Raw genomic sequence first — 16,907 nt, 5'->3', positions numbered from 1 at the left:
CATATTATGCAGGACTTAAGCGGATTTAAAGTGCCTGGAGGTTTTCGCGGCGGTGGTGCTATTAAAGTGCAATTATGGTGGGCGGTGCAAGCAACATTATTTCGCTGGTCACCGCAGGTCATGTATCGCTGGCGTGCATTTTTATTACGAATGTTTGGTGCAAAAATAGGAAAAAACGTAGTCATTCGGCCTTCAGTAAAAATTACTTATCCGTGGAAATTAACCCTGGGAGATTATGCCTGGGTGGGTGACGACGCGGTTTTATATACGTTAGGTGATATTACGATTGGCGCCCATGCAGTTATTTCGCAAAAAAGTTATTTATGCACCGGGAGTCATGATTATGCCAGTCAACATTTTGATATTAACGCCACGCCGATTGTGGTTGGCGCTAAATGCTGGCTGGCGACAGATGTCTTTGTCGCGCCTGGCGTGACGATTGGCGATGGCACCGTCGTTGGAGCACGAAGCAGCGTATTTAAATCGCTGCCAGCAAATGTCATTTGTCGGGGAAATCCCGCAGTAGTCACGCGCGAACGCGTCGAGAAAGTTACTCCCTGAGGGGATCACTGAAGAGGTTATAACATGTCAAAAGTCGCTCTCATTACTGGCGTAACCGGGCAGGATGGTTCTTACCTGGCAGAACTCCTGCTGGAAAAAGGGTACGAAGTACACGGTATTAAGCGTCGCGCTTCATCATTCAACACCGAACGTGTGGACCACATCTATCAGGATCCGCATTCAGGCAATCCCAAATTCCATCTGCACTATGGTGATTTGACGGATTCATCCAACCTGACCCGTATTTTAAAAGAGGTCCAACCGGATGAGGTCTATAACCTGGGCGCCATGAGTCACGTCGCGGTGTCGTTTGACTCACCGGAATACACCGCAGACGTTGATGCGATCGGCACCTTGCGTTTGCTGGAGGCGATCCGCTTCCTTGGTCTGGAGAAAAAGACCCGTTTTTATCAGGCGTCCACCTCTGAGCTGTACGGTCTGGTACAGGAAATCCCACAGAAAGAGAGCACGCCGTTCTATCCGCGTTCACCGTATGCCGTTGCCAAGCTGTACGCCTACTGGATCACCGTCAACTACCGCGAGTCTTACGGGATGTATGCCTGTAACGGCATTCTGTTCAACCACGAATCTCCGCGCCGCGGCGAAACCTTTGTCACTCGCAAAATTACCCGGGCGATCGCCAACATCGCTCAGGGGCTGGAGTCTTGCCTGTACCTGGGCAACATGGATTCACTGCGCGACTGGGGGCATGCCAAAGATTACGTCAGGATGCAGTGGATGATGCTGCAGCAGGATAAGCCGGAAGATTTCGTGATTGCCACCGGCGTGCAGTATTCCGTGCGCCAGTTTGTAGAAATGGCGGCGGCGCAACTGGGTATCAAACTGCGTTTTGAAGGTGAGGGCGTGAATGAAAAAGGCATTGTGGTTTCTGTGACCGGACACGATGCGCCGGGTGTGAAACCTGGGGATGTGATAATCGCCGTCGATCCGCGCTACTTCCGTCCGGCTGAGGTGGAAACGCTGCTGGGCGATCCGGCCAAAGCACATGAAAAACTGGGCTGGAAACCGGAAATCACACTGCGCCAGATGATCTCGGAAATGGTTGCCAACGATCTTGATGCGGCGAAGAAACATTCCCTGCTCAAGTCGCACGGTTACGAGGTCGCCATCGCGCTGGAGTACTGAGGATGAAGACACAACGTATTTTTGTGGCGGGCCATCGCGGGATGGTGGGGGCCGCCATCGTCAGACAACTGGCGCAGCGAGATAACGTAGAACTGGTGCTGCGTACTCGCGACCAGCTTAATCTGCTGGACGCCGGTGCGGTGCAGGCGTTCTTTGCCGCTGAACGTATTGACCAGGTTTATCTGGCGGCGGCAAAAGTGGGAGGGATTGTGGCAAACAATACTTATCCTGCTGATTTTATTTATGAAAATATGATGATTGAGAGCAACATTATTCATGCAGCGCATCTGCATAACGTGAATAAACTGTTGTTCCTCGGGTCATCCTGTATTTATCCCAAGCAAGCTACCCAGCCAATCGCCGAAAGTGAACTCTTGCAGGGGGCACTTGAACCGACCAATGAGCCGTATGCGATTGCCAAAATTGCCGGTATCAAGCTGTGCGAATCGTATAACCGACAGTATGGCCGTGATTATCGCTCGGTGATGCCGACCAATCTGTACGGACCGCATGACAACTTTCATCCGAGTAATTCGCATGTGATCCCGGCGCTGCTGCGCCGCTTTCATGAAGCTCGCGAGCAAAATACGCCGGATGTGGTGGTGTGGGGAAGCGGGACGCCAATGCGTGAATTTCTGCATGTCGACGATATGGCGGCGGCCAGTATCCACGTGATGGAGCTGGCTCAGGAAGTGTTGCAGGAATATACCCAACCAATGCTGTCGCATATCAACGTGGGCACCGGTGTGGACTGCACCATCCGTGAACTGGCCCAGACTATCGCGCAGGCAGTGGGTTACAAGGGGCGCGTGGTGTTTGACGCCAGCAAACCGGACGGCACGCCGCGCAAATTGCTCGATGTTACGCGTCTGCATCAGTTGGGCTGGTATCACGAGATATCTCTGGAAGCGGGGCTTGCCAGTACATATCAGTGGTTCCTTGAAAACCAGCAGCGTTACCGGGGGTAAGCATGTTTTTACGTCATGAGGATTTTGCCACCGTTGTACGTTCAACTCCGCTGATTTCCATCGATTTGATCGTGGAAAACGCCCACGGCGAATTTCTGCTTGGCAAGCGCCTCAATCGTCCGGCGCAGGGGTACTGGTTCGTGCCCGGCGGTCGGGTGCAAAAAGATGAACCGCTGCGCGCGGCCTTTGAGCGGCTTACTGACGCTGAGCTGGGGTTACGTTTACCGCTGTCCGCTGCAAAGTTTTACGGGGTCTGGCAGCACTTCTATGACGACAACTTTTCCGGGGAAGATTTCTCAACGCATTACATCGTGCTGGGATTTCGTCTGCGGGTGTCGGAAAACGACCTGCAACTGCCTGACGTTCAACATGACGCGTACCGCTGGCTGGCAATTGAAGAGATTCTGACCAGTGACCACGTGCACGACAACAGCCGGGCTTACTTCTGTGAGAAGAGTCAGGCCGGAGTACCCGGGCTATGAAGATCCTTGTGTATGGCATCAACTATTCGCCGGAGTTGACCGGTATCGGTAAATACACCGGTGAAATGGTGGAGTGGATGGCGCAACAGGGGCATGACGTACGGGTGATCACCGCGCCGCCTTATTATCCGCAGTGGAAGGTCAACGGTCGCTATTCATCCTGGCGCTATCGTCGTGAAGAAGGAGATGCCATCGTCTGGCGTTGTCCGCTGTATGTGCCTGAGCAGCCTTCTACGCTCAAGCGCTTGCTGCATTTAGGTAGTTTCGCCCTGAGCAGTTTCTTCCCGCTGCTGGCACAGCGCCGCTGGAAGCCGGATCGCATCATTGGGGTAGTGCCGACGCTGTTTTGTACGCCGGGCATGCGCCTGCTGGCGAAGCTGTCCGGGGCGCGCACGCTGCTGCATATTCAGGATTACGAAGTCGATGCCATGCTGGGGCTTGGCATGGCGGGCAAAGGCAAGCGTGGCGCGGTGGCAAAACTGGCCAGCGCCTTTGAGCGCAGTGGGCTGTTGAATATGGACCATATTTCGACCATTTCTCGCTCAATGATGAATAAAGCGCAGGAGAAGGGCGTTGATGCACAGAAGGTCATTTTCTTTCCGAACTGGTCAGAAGTAGCGCGTTTTCGTGACGTGAACGATGCTGATGCTCTGGCGTTGCGCCAGCAACTGGGCTTGCCTGATGATAAAAAAATCATTCTCTACTCAGGCAATATCGGTGAAAAGCAAGGGCTGGAGAGTGTGATCGACGCAGCGGCTCTGTTGAGCGAACAGCCCTGGCTGTTTGTGATTGTCGGGCAGGGCGGGGGTAAAGCGCGGCTGGAGAGTATGTCTGGCGAACGCTGCCTGAACAATGTGATGTTCTTTCCGCTGCAATCTTATGATGCGCTGCCTGCGCTGCTCAAGATGGCGGACTGCCATCTGGTGGTACAAAAGCGCGGTGCGGCGGATGCCGTATTGCCCTCCAAACTGACCAATATCCTCGCCGTTGGTGGAAACGCGGTGATTACCGCCGAACCTGAGACCGAGTTGGGTCAGCTGTGTGATGCTCACCCAGGCATCGCGGTGTGTGTCGAGCCTGAATCAGTGAATGCGCTGGTTGGCGGGATTCAACAGGCGTTAACCATGCCAAAGATTAACACGGTGGCACGTGAGTATGCCGAACGCACGTTGGATAAAGAAAACGTGCTGAGCCAATTTATTGCAGATATTCGGGGTACATGATGAGTCAAAACAAACTCTTTCCGGTGGTGATGGCCGGTGGCTCGGGTAGCCGTTTATGGCCACTGTCCCGCGTGCTGTATCCAAAGCAGTTTCTGTGCCTGAAAGGCGATCTCACCATGCTGCAGACAACGATTTGTCGTCTGAACGGTGTGGAGTGCGAAAGCCCGGTGGTTATCTGTAATGAACAACACCGTTTCATCGTGGCGGAACAGCTACGACAACTGCATAAGCTGACTGAGAATATTATTCTCGAACCCGCCGGGCGCAATACGGCACCGGCGATAGCGCTGGCCGCGCTGGCGGCAAAACGTCAAAGCCCGGGGGAAGATCCGCTGCTGCTGGTATTGGCGGCCGATCACATGATTGCTGACGAAGAAGCATTTCGCGAGGCGGTTCGCAATGCAATGCCGTATGCCAGTGCGGGTAAGCTGGTGACGTTTGGTATCGTGCCGGACCAGCCGGAGACCGGCTATGGCTATATCCGTCGTGGCGAGGTTTCGCCGACCAATACCGACGCCGTGGCTTTTGAGGTGGCGCAGTTTGTTGAAAAGCCCAATCTGGAAACCGCGCTGGCTTACGTGGCGAGCGGCGACTACTACTGGAACAGCGGCATGTTTCTGTTCCGGGCCGGGCGCTATCTGGAAGAACTGAAAAAATATCGCCCCGACATTCTTGAGGCCTGCGAAAACGCCATGAGCACGGTTGACCCCGATCTCGATTTTATCCGCGTTGATGAACAGGCGTTTCTCGCCTGCCCGGAAGAGTCTGTGGACTATGCGGTAATGGAACGTACGGCCGATGCGGTGGTGATGCCCATGAACGCAGGCTGGAGCGATGTTGGCTCCTGGTCATCGCTGTGGGAAATCAGCGCCCATACCGCTGAAGGTAATGTGCATCATGGTGACGTCATTAGCCATAAAACGGAAAACAGCTACGTGTATGCCGAATCTGGCCTGGTGACGACCGTCGGGGTGAAGGATCTGGTGGTGGTGCAGACCAAAGATGCGGTGCTGATCGCCGATCGCAACGCGGTGCAGGACGTCAAAAAAGTGGTGGAGCAAATTAAAGCTGACGGACGACATGAACACCATATTCACCGTGAAGTTTACCGTCCATGGGGTAAGTACGACTCTATTGATGCCGGAGACCGTTACCAGGTGAAGCGAATTACCGTTAAACCCGGTGAGGGATTGTCCGTGCAGATGCATCATCACCGGGCTGAACACTGGGTTGTGGTGGCTGGTACCGCGAAGGTGACAATCAATGACGACATCAAACTGCTCGCTGAAAACGAGTCTGTCTATATTCCGCTGGGGGCGACCCATTGTCTGGAGAACCCGGGGAAAATCCCGCTCGATCTGATTGAAGTGCGCTCCGGATCTTATCTCGATGAGGATGATGTGGTGCGGTTTGCGGATAGATACGGGCGTACCTGATGCCGGATGCGCTGCGCTTATCCAGCCTACAACACCGTAGGGCCGATAAGCGAAGCGCTCCGGGAAATGCATTTAACACTCATTAAAAGGCTCATTAAGAGTCAGGGCCTCCTGTTGCCTGAAGAAGGGTAAATCATGACGAAATTAACCTGTTTCAAAGCCTACGATATTCGCGGCAGGCTGGGCGAAGAGCTGAATGAAGATATCGCGTGGCGCATTGGCCGCGCTTACGGCGAGTACCTGAAGCCAAAAACGATTGTCCTCGGCGGTGACGTGCGCCTGACCAGCGAAACGCTAAAGCTGGCGCTGGCGAAAGGACTGCAGGATGCGGGCGTGGATGTGCTGGATATTGGCATGTCGGGCACCGAAGAGATTTACTTCGCCACTTTCCACCTGGGCATTGACGGCGGTATTGAAGTGACCGCCAGCCATAATCCGATGGATTACAACGGTATGAAGCTGGTGCGGGAAGGGGCGCGGCCCATCAGCGGTGATACCGGTCTGCGCGACGTGCAGCGTCTGGCGGAAGCCAACGACTTCCCGGCGGTTGATGAGACAAAACGTGGCCGCTACCAGCGCATTACTACCCGCGATGCCTACATTGATCACCTGCTGGGTTACATCAATCCCGCCAACCTGAAACCGATGAAGCTGGTGCTCAATTCCGGTAACGGCGCGGCAGGTCCGGTGGTTGACGCCATTGAAGTCCGTTTCAAGGCGCTGGGCGTGCCGGTCGAGTTCATCAAAATTCACAACACGCCGGATGGCAACTTCCCCAACGGTATTCCCAACCCTCTGCTGCCGGAGTGTCGGGCAGACACGCGTAACGCGGTGATTGAACACGGCGCGGATATGGGGATTGCCTTCGACGGTGATTTTGACCGCTGCTTCCTGTTCGATGAAAAAGGTCAGTTCATTGAGGGCTACTACATTGTCGGCCTGCTGGCGGAAGCGTTTCTGGAGAAGAATCCGGGGGCGAAAATTATCCACGACCCACGCCTGTCCTGGAACACCGTGGATGTGGTGACGGCGGCAGGCGGTAAACCGGTGATGTCTAAAACCGGGCACGCGTTTATCAAAGAGCGGATGCGCCATGAAGATGCCATTTATGGTGGCGAAATGAGCGCGCACCACTATTTCCGCGATTTTGCTTATTGCGACAGCGGAATGATCCCGTGGCTGCTGGTGGCGGAACTGCTGTGTCTGAAAGGACAGTCGCTGGGCGAACTGGTCCGTGACCGGATGGTGGCCTACCCGGCGAGTGGTGAAATAAACAGTACGCTGGCAGAGCCGACGGCAGCGATTGCGCGCGTGGAGCAGCATTTTTCTCGTGAGGCGCTGTCGGTGGACAGAACGGACGGTATCAGCATGTCGTTTGTCGACTGGCGCTTCAATTTACGCTCTTCCAATACCGAACCGGTGGTGCGCCTGAACGTGGAATCGCGCGGAGATATTCCGTTGATGGAAGCGCGAACGCGCACTCTTCTGGCGTTACTGAATCAGTAATGCTGGTGCTTCCTTTGCCCGATTCTGGGCAAAGGGTGACTAACAGGAACCACGATGACACATCTAAAAAAGCGCGAACGCGCCAAAACCAATGCGTCGTTAATTTCGATGGTGCAACGCTTTTCAGATATCACCATCATGTTTGGCGGGTTGTGGGTAATCTGCGAATTAAGCGGTTTGCCTTTCCTGTACATGCACCTGCTGGTGGCGCTGATCACGCTGGTCGTTTTTCAGATGCTCGGTGGCATAACGGATTTTTATCGCTCCTGGCGCGGTGTCAAAATTTCCACTGAGCTGGTGCTGTTGCTGCAAAACTGGACGCTGAGTCTGATTTTTTGCGCAGGTCTGATCGCCTTTAATAACGATTTTGATAACCGTCTCGCCGTCTGGCTGGCGTGGTATCTGCTATCCAGCGTTGGCCTGGTGTTGAGCCGTTCGTTTATTCGCTACGGCGCGGGATGGTTGCGTAATCGCGGGTATAACACGCGCCGGGTGGCGGTGGCAGGGGACCTGCCCGCGGGACAAATGCTATTGGACAGCTTTCGCCATGAACCGTGGCTGGGATTTGAAGTGGCAGGGGTCTATCACGATCCTATCCCTGGAAAAAACTCCCGCGACTGGGCCGGTAATCTGCAACAACTGGTGGACGACGCCAAAGCCTCTCGTATTCATAACGTTTATATCGCCATGTCGATGAGCGATGGCGCCAGCGTCAAAAAACTGGTTCGTGAGCTGGCCGACACCACCTGCTCAGTGATCCTTATTCCTGATGTCTTTACCTTCAACATTCTGCATTCACGGATTGAGGAGATGAACGGCGTTCCGGTGGTGCCGCTGTATGACACGCCGCTCTCGGGGATTAATCGCCTGTTAAAGCGCGCGGAAGATATCGTGCTGGCTTCGCTGATCCTGCTGCTTATTTCTCCGGTGCTGTGTGGCATAGCGCTACTGGTAAAACTGACCTCCAAAGGACCGGTGATTTTCCGCCAGACCCGTTATGGCATGGACGGAAAGCCGATCAAAGTCTGGAAATTTCGCTCGATGAAAGTGATGGAAAACGACGCGGTGGTGACGCAGGCGACGCAAAACGATCCGCGCGTTACCCCTGTGGGGAATTTCCTGCGCCGAACGTCACTCGATGAACTGCCGCAGTTTATTAACGTGCTGACCGGGGGCATGTCTATTGTTGGGCCACGCCCGCATGCGGTAGCGCATAACGAACAGTACCGCCAGCTGATCGAGGGGTACATGTTACGCCATAAGGTGAAACCGGGTATTACCGGTTGGGCGCAAATCAACGGCTGGCGCGGTGAAACCGATACGCTGGAAAAAATGGAAAAACGTGTGGAGTTTGACCTCGAATACATTCGCGAGTGGAGCGTGTGGTTCGATATCAAAATTGTTTTTCTGACGGTATTCAAAGGCTTTGTCAACAAAGCGGCGTATTAACATGAGCTTACGAGAAAAAACGCTTAACGGCGCAAAGTGGTCGGCGATTGCCACGGTGATCATCATTGGTCTGGGGCTTATCCAGATGACCGTACTGGCACGGATTATTGATAACCACCAGTTCGGGTTGTTAACCGTGGCGCTGGTGATCATCGCGCTGGCCGATACACTGTCTGACTTTGGTATCGCCAACTCAATTATTCAGCGCAAAGAGATTGGCTATCTTGAGCTGACCACGCTGTACTGGCTCAACGTTGGGTTGGGTATCGTGGTATGCGTGGCGATGTTTCTACTGAGCGAGACGATTGCCAGCGTACTTAATAACCCAGAACTGGCACCGCTCATCAAAACGTTATCGCTGGCGTTTGTGGTGATACCGCACGGGCAGCAGTTTCGCGCGCTGATGCAAAAAGAGCTGGCCTTCAACAAAATTGGCATGATTGAAACCAGTTCGGTACTGGCCGGTTTTACCTTTACCGTAGTCAGCGCCCATTTCTGGCCGCTCGCACTGACGGCCATTCTCGGGTATCTGGTAAACAGTACGCTACGTACGCTGCTGTTCGGCTATTTTGGTCGCCGGATTTACCGTCCGGGGCTGCATTTTTCGCTGGCATCCGTTTCGTCGAATCTGCGTTTTGGTGCGTGGCTGACGGCAGACAGCATCATCAATTACATCAATACCAACCTTTCCACGCTGGTTTTGGCCCGCACGTTGGGAGCTGGCGTGGCGGGCGGATTCAATCTCGCCTGGAATGTGGCGGTTGTCCCCCCGATCAAACTGAACCCGATTATCACCCGCGTGCTGTTTCCGGCGTTTGCCAAAATCCAGGACGACAGTGAAAAGCTACGGGTGAATTTTTACAAGCTGCTGTCGGTGGTCGGGATTATCAACTTCCCGACGCTGCTGGGACTGATGGTGGTGTCGAATAACGTGGTGCCGCTGGTATTCGGCGAGAAGTGGAACGGCATTATCCCCATCCTGCAACTGCTGTGCATTGTTGGGCTGCTGCGCTCGGTGGGGAATCCAATCGGTTCACTGCTGATGGCGAAAGCGCGGGTCGATATCAGCTTTAAATTCAATGTGTTAAAAACCTTTCTGTTTATTCCAGCCATTTTCATCGGTGGGCATCTGGCCGGGGCGATTGGCGTGACGCTGGGCTTTTTGCTGGTCCAGGTGATTAACACCGTCCTCAGCTATTTCGTGATGATTAAACCTGTTCTTGGCTCCAGCTACCGCCAGTACATGCTCAGTCTTTGGCTGCCGTTGTATCTCTCCTTGCCAACCCTTGTAGTGAGCTATGCGCTGGGCGTAATGCTGCATGACCAGCTGTCGTTGGGCGTGTTGTTGGGGAGCCAGATAGCGGCAGGGGCACTGGCGTTTGCGCTAATGATGGTGCTGTCGCGTCATCCGCTGGTGGTGGAAATAAAACGCCAGCTCTGTCGCAGTGAAAAAATGAAAACCTTGCTCCGTGCAGGATAAGAACAACGCTTTAAGAGGTCAAAATGAAACTATTAATTTTGGGCAACCATACCTGCGGGAACCGAGGGGATAGCGCGATCCTGCGCGGTTTGCTGGATGCCATTAACGCGTTGCGTCCTGAGACTGAAGTGGATGTTATGAGCCGCTACCCGGTGAGCTCTTCGTGGTTGCTGAACCGCCCGGTTATGGGCGATCCGCTGTATTCGCAGATGAAGCAACACAACAACGCAGCGGGTGTTATGGGGCGCGTGAAGAAGGTGCTGCGTCGTCGCTATCAGCACCAGGTACTGCTCTCGCGTGTTACCGACTCCGGTAATCTGCGCAATATCGCTATCGCCCAGGGCTTTACCGATTTTGTTCGTTTGTTGTCGCGCTATGACGCCATCATCCAGGTCGGCGGATCGTTCTTTGTCGATCTGTATGGTGTGCCGCAGTTTGAACATGCGTTGTGTTCGTTTATGGCGAAAAAACCGCTGTACATGATTGGTCATAGCGTGGGGCCATTCCAGGATGAGCAGTTTAATCAACTGGCGAACTACGTGTTTGGCCACTGTAATGCATTGATTTTACGTGAATCCGTCAGTCTGGATCTGATGAAGCGCAGCGCAATTACCACGGATAAAGTCGAAACAGGCGTAGATACGGCCTGGCTGGTCGACAATCATCATGAGGATTTTGAGCCAGGTTATGCGGTACAGCACTGGTTAGACATGGCGGCTAAACAGAAGACCGTTGCCATTACATTGCGCGAGCTGGCGCCTTTTGATAAGCGTCTGGGGACAACGCAGCAGGCCTATGAGCAAGCTTTTGCCGGGGTAGTGAACCGCATACTCGATGAAGGTTACCAGGTGATTGCACTGTCAACATGCACCGGTATTGATAGTTACAACAAAGATGACCGCATGGTGGCGTTAAATCTTCGCCAGTATGTTAACGACCCGGCCCGATATCACGTGGTGATGGATGAACTTAACGATCTGGAGATGGGGAAGATTCTGGGGGCATGCGATCTGACGGTGGGTACTCGGTTGCACTCGGCCATCATCTCGATGAATTTTATGACGCCGGCCATCGCCATTAACTACGAGCATAAATCGGCAGGGATCATGCAACAGTTGGGGTTGCCGGAGATGGCTGTCGATATTCGCCATCTGCTCGATGGCAGTCTGGAAGGAAAGGTCGCCGATACCCTCGGACAGCTACCTGAACTGAACATACGGCTTGGGGATGCTGTGACACGCGAACGCGAACGCGGGGTGCACATGGTGCAGTCGGTTTTAACGCGTATTGAGGGGGAAAAATGAAGATTGGCTTTTTCCTGCTTAAATTTCCTCTCTCTTCTGAGACCTTTGTACTCAATCAGATAACCGCATTTATCGATATGGGCTACGACGTGGAGATTGTCGCTTTGCAGAAGGGCGATCTTGAAAATACGCATGCCTCATTTAATACCTACCGGCTGGGTGAAAAAACGCGCTGGTTGCTGAATGAACCGGAAAGCAAACTGGCGAAGCTGAAATATAGGGCGGCGGCGGCTCTGCACGGTCTCACCCGCGCAGCGACCTGGAAAGCGCTTAATGTTGCACGCTATGGCGAAGAAGCGCGTAATCTGATTTTGGCGGCCATTTGCGGTGGGAATCCGCGGGCGTTTGAAGCGGATGTCTTTATTGCTCATTTTGGGCCAGCAGGCGTAACGGCCGCTAAGCTGCGTGAGCTTGGGATGATCCGCGGAAAAATCGCTACGGTATTTCACGGCGTCGATGTTTCGCATCGGGATGTGCTTACCCGCTATACCCCTGAGTATCAGCAGCTGTTTCAACGTGGAGATTTGATGTTACCCATCAGCAATCTCTGGGCCGGACGTTTAAAAAACATGGGATGCCCGCCGCAAAAAATCGCGGTTTCGCGTATGGGTATTGATATGACGCGTTTTACCCCTCGCCAACTGAAAGCACCAGCTGCACCGCTGGAAATTATCTCTGTCGCCCGGTTAACCGAGAAAAAAGGACTGCACGTCGCCATCGAAGCCTGTCGTCAGTTAAAAGAGCAGGGCGTTTCATTTCGTTATCGCATTCTGGGTATCGGCCCTTGGGAGCGACGTTTACGCACACTGATCGAGCAATATCAACTCGATGACGTGATTGAGATGCCCGGCTTTAAGCCCAGCCATCAGGTGAAGGAGATGCTTGAGCAGGCGGATGTATTTTTGCTGCCGTCGATTACCGGAAGAGACGGCGATATGGAGGGGATCCCGGTGGCGCTGATGGAGGCGATGGCGGTAGGTATTCCGGTGATTTCAACTGTTCACAGTGGGATCCCTGAGCTGGTCGAGTCGGGCAAGTCTGGCTGGCTGGCACCGGAAAACGATGCGCAGGCCCTGGCAGAGCGTTTAGCGGCATTTAGCCTGCTCGACAGTGAGCAGGTACAGCCGATTGTGCAGTGTGCGCGCGAAAAAATTGAAACTGAATTTAATCAGTTAGCGATCAATAAACAGTTAGCCAGTCTGCTGCAAACGATGTAAATCGAGGTTGTATGTCAGAGAACAAACTCTCACGCCGTACTTTTCTGACGGCAGGCTCTGCGCTTGTCGTACTGCATTCTCCCGTTGTCCGGGCGCTTGAATCATCGGACAGCGTCAACATTCAGAATTACAACCCAAAGGATTGGGTCGCTTCTTTCAGGCAGGCGTTCAAAGAAGGACAAACGGTAGTCGTACCCAAAGAACTGGAATGTAAGGATCTCAATACCGCTATCGTTATTCCTCCTGGCAAAACGCTACACCTGCAAGGCAGAATCAGCGGCAATGGCCGTGGTCGCTTTGTTCTGCAGGATAGATGTAAGGTAGTGGGTGAGCAGGGCGGGAGCCTGAGGAATGTTACTCTCGATGTGCGCGGTTCGGATTGCGTGATAAAAGGGATTGCCATGAGTGGTTTCGGGCCAGTGACGCAAATCTATATCGGCGGCAAAACACCGAGGCTGATGCGCAATCTGGTTATCGATGATATTACCGTCACGCGCGCCAACTATGGGATCCTGCGTCAGGGCTTTCATAACCGGATGGATGGCGTAAAGATTACAAACTGCCGTTTTAGCGATCTACAGGGAGATGCCATTGAGTGGAATGTGGCGATCAACGACAGCAACATCCTCATTTCTGACCATGTCATTGAACGTATTAACTGTACCAACGGCAACGTGAACTGGGGCATCGGCATCGGACTGGCGGGCAGTACCTATGACAATACCTATCCCGATGAACTGGCGGTAAAAAACTTTGTCGTGGCGAATATCACCGGCACCGACTGTCGACAGTTAGTCCATGTAGAGAACGGTAAACATTTTATCATTCGTAATATCACCGCACGAAATATTACCCCAGATTTTAGTAAGAAAGCAGGTATTGATAATGCGACGGTCGCTATTTATGGCTGTGATAATTTCGTGATTGATAATATCAATATGGAAAATAGCGCAGGTATGCTCATTGGCTACGGTGTTATTAAAGGACGATATTTATCCATCCCGCAGAACTTTAAGTTAAATAATATCCATCTGGATAACACGAAACTTGAATATAAATTACGTGGCATTCAGATCTCATCAGGTAATGCAACGTCGTTCGTGGCCATTACCAACGTTGAGATGAAACGAGCCACGCTTGAGTTGCACAACCAACCGCAGCATCTTTTTTTACGTAATATCAGAGTGATGCAGCAATCCACAACAGGACCCGCGCTCAAGATGCACTTCGATCTGCGCAAGGACGTACGCGGCAAGTTTATGGCTAAGCAGGGCACCTTGCTATCACTGGCGAATATCCATGCGGTAAACGAAAGCGGGCAAAGTTCAGTTGACATTGACCGGGTAAACCATCAGGTGGTGAATGTCGAAGCGGTGAATTTCCGACTGCCGGGGCAGGGGAGGTAACTTTGCGACCATTCCTGGCAAAAGTTGTACCCGCCTGGGATTAAGATTACTGCATTCCGCAGATAAGCGGCGTAACATACGCGGCATCGGAGTAATGTAATTCATACTGGCTAAAACAAGCTAAAAAGCTATAATTCAGCAACAATTGAATAGGTGAATGACTTAATGATTAATTTGAAAGCAGTTATTCCGGTAGCAGGTCTGGGGATGCACATGTTGCCTGCCACGAAGGCAATCCCTAAAGAGATGCTGCCGATCGTAGACAAGCCGATGATTCAATACATTGTCGACGAAATTGTAGCTGCCGGTATCAAAGAAATCGTTCTGGTGACTCATGCGTCTAAGAACGCCGTTGAGAACCACTTCGACACCTCTTACGAACTAGAATCGCTGCTTGAGCAGCGTGTTAAGCGCCAGCTCTTAGCCGAGGTGCAGTCTATTTGTCCTCCCGGCGTGACTATTATGAACGTTCGCCAGGCACAGCTGCTGGGTCTGGGCCATTCCATTCTTTGTGCTCGCCCAATTGTTGGGGATAATCCGTTTGTCGTGGTATTACCTGACGTTGTTCTGGATAATGCGACTGCAGATCCCCTGCGCTACAACCTGGCTGCTATGGTTGCTCGTTTTAATGAAACCGGGCGCAGTCAGGTGCTGGCTAAGCGTATGGAAGGCGATCTTTCCGAGTATTCTGTTATTCAGACCAAAGAGCCTTTGGACAACGAAGGTAAAGTCAGCCGTATCGTTGAGTTCATCGAAAAACCCGATCAGCCGCAAACGCTGGATTCTGATCTGATGGCTGTAGGGCGCTATGTGCTTTCGGCTGATATCTGGACAGAGCTGGAAAAAACTGCTCCAGGTGCCTGGGGACGTATCCAGTTGACGGATGCCATTGCAGAGCTGGCTAAAAAACAGTCTGTTGATGCTATGCTGATGACAGGCGATAGCTACGACTGTGGTAAAAAGATGGGCTACATGCAGGCATTCGTTAAATACGGTCTGCGTAACCTGAAGGAAGGACCGAAGTTCCGTAAGAGCATTGAGAAGTTGCTTAGCGAGTAGAGATTTACAGGTCTTTGTGACGGTAAGCCAGAAAAAATAGCGGCAGTTAACATCCCAGCTTCTATGCTTTAAGCAATGGAATGTTACTGCCGTTTTTTTATGAAAAATGACCAATAACAACAAGTTAACCTACCAAGTTTAATCTGCTTTTTGTTGGTTTTTTCCTTGTTTCTGGTCGCGTTTGGTAAGACAATTAGCGTTTGAATTTAAGATGGCTTTGCGATAGCTAGCGGGGCTGGTTACATCTTTGGCATTTTGCGAGTGCACTGGTAGCTGTTGAGCCAGGGGCGGTAGCGTTTATGTGGATTTTATATGCTCTTTTAACCATAAATTGAATTAAATGAAGTGGTTTTAAACATTAACCACAAAAAATGCTGATTGTCTATATGTGAGTTATATTGTTCATAGCGATAGAATACCATATAAAAAGTATAACAGATGGATGAGTACAGAATAATGAAAATTGCTATTATTGGAACAACAGCACAGTCTTTGCTGGGGTTTCGTAGGGAGATGATTAGAAAACTTGTTTTATATGGACACACCGTTTATGCTTTTTCTCTCGACTATAATGAAAAGTATAAAAAAGAAATCCGTAGTATGGGAGCTATTCCGGTAGATTATAAATTCAGTCGAGCAGGAATGAATCCATTAAAGGACTTGCACTATACTTATTTGTTGTACCAGAAATTAAAGGCATTAAATTTAAACGTTGTTCTTTCTTATTTTTCAAAACCGTCAATTTTTGGGACTATTGCTGCCTATTATGCAGGAACAAGTAAAAGGGTGGCGATGTTGGAAGGTTTAGGATATGCCTTCACCGAACAACCTGAAGGGATAAAATTCAAGACAAAATTGTTAAAAAATATACAAATATTGTTATACAAAGTTGCATTTAGAAAAGTTAATAATCTGATAGTTCTAAATAATGATGATAAAGAAGAACTAATAAAATTAAACTGTATCTCCTCTGATAAAGTTGAAGTATTAGGTGGAATAGGTCTTGACTTAGAAAAGTACAAACGGAGCACTCCTCCTTTAGCACCAGTTTCATTTATTTTTATTGGCAGATTATTAAAAGAAAAAGGTATTCATGAGTTTATATCAGCTGCTAAAGAAATTAAGTCAAAATACCCTGATGTTGAATTTAATGTTTTAGGAGATATTGATCCTGAAAATCCTGGCAGTATAACAAAAAAAGAACTAGATAATCTGTTGTCAAATAATATAATAAATTATCCTGGGCACGTAGATAATGTGGCTGATTGGATTGCAAGAAGTAGCGTTTTTGTTCTTCCGTCATATAGAGAGGGGTACCCGAGAAGTACACAGGAAGCAATGGCGATTGGACGAGCTGTTATAACTACTGATGTTCCAGGTTGTCGAGATACAGTAGTGGAAGGCGTTAATGGTTTTATTGTTCAACGATGGTCTGCAAAAGATCTGGTTTTGAGTATGGATAAATTTATTACTAAGACCGAATTAATCACATTAATGGGTGATGAAAGTTATAATATCGCGCTCGAACATTTCGATGCTAATAAAACAAATGAAAAAATCATCAATATATTATGTTAATTTTAACTATATTATTTATTAATAACATCATTATTATAGTAAAGTGATAGGCTGGTAGTCTATGTTTAAGCGTGCGTTTTTTTCTTCAGATA

14 protein-coding genes are annotated in these 16,907 nt (G+C 50.9%); all 14 read left to right on the top strand.

Annotated features, from left to right (window positions below):
* Positions 1–6 precede the first annotated feature (6 nt).
* The 14 genes from wcaF to BZK40_RS08765 all read left to right on the top strand — a co-directional run bounded on the left by wcaF (position 7) and on the right by BZK40_RS08765 (position 16,815).
* The gene (gene wcaF / locus BZK40_RS08835; protein WP_048235022.1) at positions 7–561 is read left to right on the top strand and encodes a colanic acid biosynthesis acetyltransferase WcaF; all 555 of its coding nucleotides are present in this window, start codon (positions 7–9) and stop codon (positions 559–561) included.
* A gap of 24 nt (positions 562–585) precedes the next feature.
* Positions 586–1,707 (top strand): GDP-mannose 4,6-dehydratase, encoded by a 1,122-nt coding sequence (gene gmd, locus BZK40_RS08830; protein WP_079934511.1) that lies wholly within the window; start codon positions 586–588, stop codon positions 1,705–1,707.
* A gap of 2 nt (positions 1,708–1,709) precedes the next feature.
* Complete coding sequence (fcl, locus tag BZK40_RS08825) at positions 1,710–2,675, top strand: GDP-L-fucose synthase (RefSeq protein WP_079934510.1); 966 nt, start codon at positions 1,710–1,712, stop codon at positions 2,673–2,675.
* A gap of 2 nt (positions 2,676–2,677) precedes the next feature.
* Positions 2,678–3,157, top strand: coding sequence for a GDP-mannose mannosyl hydrolase (locus tag BZK40_RS08820; RefSeq protein WP_079934509.1), 480 nt, complete (start codon positions 2,678–2,680; stop codon positions 3,155–3,157).
* Complete coding sequence (wcaI, locus tag BZK40_RS08815) at positions 3,154–4,380, top strand: colanic acid biosynthesis fucosyltransferase WcaI (RefSeq protein WP_079934508.1); 1,227 nt, start codon at positions 3,154–3,156, stop codon at positions 4,378–4,380. Before BZK40_RS08820 ends, wcaI begins: the two co-directional genes overlap by 4 nt.
* Complete coding sequence (gene cpsB / locus BZK40_RS08810) at positions 4,380–5,816, top strand: mannose-1-phosphate guanyltransferase (RefSeq protein WP_079934591.1); 1,437 nt, start codon at positions 4,380–4,382, stop codon at positions 5,814–5,816. The genes wcaI and cpsB overlap by 1 nt, the downstream gene beginning before the upstream one ends.
* 135 nt (positions 5,817–5,951) lie before the next feature.
* Positions 5,952–7,322, top strand: a complete 1,371-nt coding sequence (cpsG, locus tag BZK40_RS08805) for a colanic acid biosynthesis phosphomannomutase CpsG (protein ID WP_079934507.1) — start codon at positions 5,952–5,954, stop codon at positions 7,320–7,322.
* A 54-nt stretch (positions 7,323–7,376) separates the two neighbouring features.
* Entirely contained in the window at positions 7,377–8,771 is a 1,395-nt protein-coding gene (gene wcaJ / locus BZK40_RS08800; RefSeq protein WP_008785190.1) for an undecaprenyl-phosphate glucose phosphotransferase, read from the top strand.
* Position 8,772: 1 nt separating this feature from the next.
* Entirely contained in the window at positions 8,773–10,251 is a 1,479-nt protein-coding gene (wzxC, locus tag BZK40_RS08795; RefSeq protein ID WP_079934506.1) for a colanic acid undecaprenyl disphosphate flippase WzxC, read from the top strand.
* 23 nt (positions 10,252–10,274) lie between these two features.
* The gene (gene wcaK, locus BZK40_RS08790) at positions 10,275–11,555 is read left to right on the top strand and encodes a colanic acid biosynthesis pyruvyl transferase WcaK (protein WP_079934505.1); all 1,281 of its coding nucleotides are present in this window, start codon (positions 10,275–10,277) and stop codon (positions 11,553–11,555) included.
* Complete coding sequence (wcaL, locus tag BZK40_RS08785) at positions 11,552–12,772, top strand: colanic acid biosynthesis glycosyltransferase WcaL (RefSeq protein WP_079934504.1); 1,221 nt, start codon at positions 11,552–11,554, stop codon at positions 12,770–12,772. The genes wcaK and wcaL overlap by 4 nt, the downstream gene beginning before the upstream one ends.
* An 11-nt stretch (positions 12,773–12,783) precedes the next feature.
* Positions 12,784–14,178, top strand: a complete 1,395-nt coding sequence (gene wcaM, locus BZK40_RS08780; protein WP_079934503.1) for a colanic acid biosynthesis protein WcaM — start codon at positions 12,784–12,786, stop codon at positions 14,176–14,178.
* Between the two features lie 165 nt (positions 14,179–14,343).
* On the top strand, positions 14,344–15,237 hold the full coding sequence (gene galF, locus BZK40_RS08770) for a GalU regulator GalF (protein WP_079934502.1): 894 nt from the start codon (positions 14,344–14,346) through the stop codon (positions 15,235–15,237).
* A gap of 456 nt (positions 15,238–15,693) precedes the next feature.
* Positions 15,694–16,815, top strand: a complete 1,122-nt coding sequence (locus BZK40_RS08765) for a glycosyltransferase family 4 protein (protein WP_079934501.1) — start codon at positions 15,694–15,696, stop codon at positions 16,813–16,815.
* Positions 16,816–16,907 lie beyond the last annotated feature (92 nt).

Source organism: Citrobacter portucalensis, from assembly GCF_002042885.1.
GTDB classification, from domain to species: domain Bacteria; phylum Pseudomonadota; class Gammaproteobacteria; order Enterobacterales; family Enterobacteriaceae; genus Citrobacter; species Citrobacter portucalensis.
This window is presented reverse-complemented; position numbering and strand designations above follow the sequence as displayed.